Below are 3,032 nucleotides of genomic sequence, written 5' to 3'. Positions count from 1 at the left end.
GGATACCGTCCAGAAACGGAGCAGACATGAAGACCAGCCTTGAACATTTGCCGGAACGAAAGCAACGCGAGCTCGCGCGTCGTCGGAATTATCCAGGAAGAGTTTGCTGATCTGGTGGAGCGCTCGAAGTCTGACGCCAAGAAAGACGGGCGGATTTTCAAAATCATTCTGTTCGGTTCTTATGCGCGCGGCACCTGGGTGGATGAGCCGCATACGTCGAAAGGCTACCGCTCGGATTTCGACATTCTCGTCATCGTCAGCAACAAGGAACTTGCCGATCCCAAATACTGGGACAAGACAACAGACCGGCTGATGTGGGACAAGGAGATCGAGACACCCGTCGGCCTTATCGTGCATGGCGCCCGCGAGATCAGCAACTTTTTGAATGATGGCCAACCCTTCTTTGTCGATCTCGCACGTGAAGGCATCGTGCTTTACGAATTCGACGATAGGCCGCTGGCTGAACCGAAACCGCTCAGACCTGCCGATGCACTAAGGGTGGCAGAGGAGCATTTTGAAAAGCAGTTCAAAAATGCAGCGGGATTTCTCGAAGGCGTCGGTTTTTACCTGAAGTCAGGATACCTCAATCTAGCAGCCTTTACGCTCCATCAGGCAGTGGAGACCGCCTACAACTGCTACCTCCTGACACTGACAAACTATTCCCCTGCGTCGCACAATCTCAAATTCCTGCGTGGACTTTCCGAAGGGCGTGATCACCGTTTGATCGCCATCTGGCCGCGCGATCGTCAGCGATTTACCACATGGTACAACATCCTCAATGAGGCCTACGTCAAGGCACGCTATTCGAAGCGTTTCGAGGTTTCCGAAGAGGCGCTCACCTGGCTTCAGGAGCGGACCGGGGAACTTCATAAGCTGGTTGAGACGCTCTGCCGCGAGCACATCGAAAAGCTCGAACAGACCGCAGGACAAGCCGCAAATTCCAGCGACTGAGATTCACGGGTTAGCACAAAGTCTCCTGTGCTCAGGTGACGGCGACTACAGCCTCATGAACCATAAGGTCCAACCTACTCTCGCAATCGCTATGTCGATCTCCTCATAGAAACTGGTCTGTCTTCCAGGAGCAAAGCCGCGGTCAACAGCGGCAGTTCCGGTGCGACTGCAATCGAAAGGAACAATCGTGGCAAGGAAAACAATCGAACAGCGCCTGGCTGAACTGGATGCGCAACGTTCCGCCCTCAAGGCCCGTCTCTCGAAAACCGAGCGCAACAAAGATATGCGCCGCAAGGTCCTGATCGGCTCGCTCGTTCTGCATCACCTGGAGACCGCGAATGATCAGGAGTTTAAGCAACAGCTCGATGACTGGCTGCGCCGCGAACTGCCGGGCTTTCTGACGCGCGACAATGACAAGGCGCTGTTTGACGATCTGATCGGACAAGGACTGCCGGGCACGGGAGTGGGTGGCGACAGCGGGCAGGGCGCTCCATGAACCGGTTGCGACTTTCTCGGGACGCATTCAAGAACATGATGCGAGCCGCCGCGCCCTGATGAGGTGCGCAATCTGCCGGCGCACGGACAGTTGCTGTTCCTGGCCGGGCAACGACCAGTTTTCGCTGAAAAGCTTGCATACTTTGCCGATCCGGAATTCAGGGAGATGTTCGATCCAGTCTGACGGGAAGCGTGTCCAGAAGGCGGTTGGGCAACCCGTCACACCATTGTACGCGCGGCCCTCGTGCTATCTTGACCGTAGTGGGAAGTGGATATGGCTCGGCAAGCCCCGAGAACAGGCGTCCACTGCAACGGAATATGGTACGCGGTGATCCAGCCTGTCCTGACGCGAACGCGCTCCCCACAGTGCCGAAGTGAGCGGCAGGACGGGCGTGCGTCTTGCTGTGAAGGAATAATAGCGGGTTCTGGATCGATTGCGTATCTCATTTACTATGCCGTAAGCTCCCACATGAGCTGTGGGGCTCCTCACGCTTGTGACACCCCGGGCATGACACTTTTTGGGCTGATAATCTATCTGGGTATACCTCCAAACAGGTGTTTTGACGCTTAAAATCTGGATCGACCTCCGCTCTACGAGGCGATAGCGACCTGGGACCCAATCGGAAAGGAGCACCGAACGGCTGGCGCACTGTCGTTGACGCCATGGGCTGAGGCTTACAGATTAAGCATATCCATGAGAGCTAATTGACAAATTGAGTGAAAGTCTCGATTGATCTCCACGTTTCATGGGAACGAGCACCGTTTTTCTAGCTCAAATACTTTCCCGAATATTGGCTACTCGTATTCTATTTATTTCATCAAGCATGCCGCTTCCAGCTATCTGGAGCGGCTTTTGATAGAGGTAAGCCAATGCTCTCATTGGGAAAAATCTAATGTAGAGCAATTGGCGCGGATGTTCTCACATAGTTCGCCCGTTGTTCCGCGACAGTTATGAGGCTGATAATTCGCCGGGGAGGCGCTGCAACTGCTTGCCGCTCTCGTCGCCTTCAGCCAGCAACGCAATGCGGGCTTGAGCGACGGACAGCAGGGGGCACGCTCAGTGCCCTTTGGTCTCGCTATCTTTCTTCGCCTGATCGTGATGCCACTTGATCGCATAATACATGCCTATGCCGAGCACTATGATCTTGGCCGGGAAAAAGACGAGAGGAAACTAATCTACCCAAGAAGCATCAGACATTTCGAGCATTTCCATTCTGCTGTTTGGAATTGGCTATCCTCAAGGATAGCACTCACTCGAAATGTTTCGGCGATCAAGCTTGCACTCGTGGCGCAACCCAACCACCGCCGTATTAAGCTCTATTCGACAATTTGAGCAGGCGTAAGCCTCTGTATGGTGAAAGCGGACTACTAAAAATGCAATCGTAATTCTGGAAATATCTGTCCAGACGACGTCGACGCCGCCAAAGTGTTGATTATTTTACGGAATTTTGGCGCCCGTTTTTTTTCCAAGGATTTTCTTTTTTGCCCATTGACGTAGGCGCAAGCTGCTCTCTATAAGTCCGCTCACTGAACGAGGGCGGCGGCGCTGCTGGCGACGAAGTCTTTCGTTCTAAAGAAATCATGTT

Annotated in this window: 1 protein-coding gene and 2 pseudogenes; all 3 read left to right on the top strand. The window is 53.7% G+C overall.

Features of this window, described 5'->3' with window-relative positions; all coding sequences use genetic code 11:
* The first annotated feature begins 26 nt into the window (after window positions 1-26).
* Window positions 27-951 (top strand): annotated as a pseudogene (locus tag T18_RS12350) (nucleotidyltransferase and HEPN domain-containing protein).
* Window positions 952-1,138: 187 nt separating this feature from the next.
* Window positions 1,139-1,447, top strand: a complete 309-nt coding sequence (locus T18_RS12345) for an anti-sigma factor antagonist (RefSeq protein WP_038495616.1) — start codon at window positions 1,139-1,141, stop codon at window positions 1,445-1,447.
* Between the two features lie 54 nt (window positions 1,448-1,501).
* Window positions 1,502-1,630 (top strand): annotated as a pseudogene (locus tag T18_RS26645) (type IV secretory system conjugative DNA transfer family protein); the annotation flags it as partial.
* Window positions 1,631-3,032: the final 1,402 nt, after the last annotated feature.

It is taken from the genome of Rhizobium sp. TBD182 (assembly GCF_001950375.1).
In the GTDB taxonomy this organism is placed as follows: domain Bacteria; phylum Pseudomonadota; class Alphaproteobacteria; order Rhizobiales; family Rhizobiaceae; genus Agrobacterium; species Agrobacterium tumefaciens.
The sequence above is the reverse complement of the archived record's forward strand: the minus strand, read 5'-3'. Positions and strand labels throughout refer to the sequence as shown.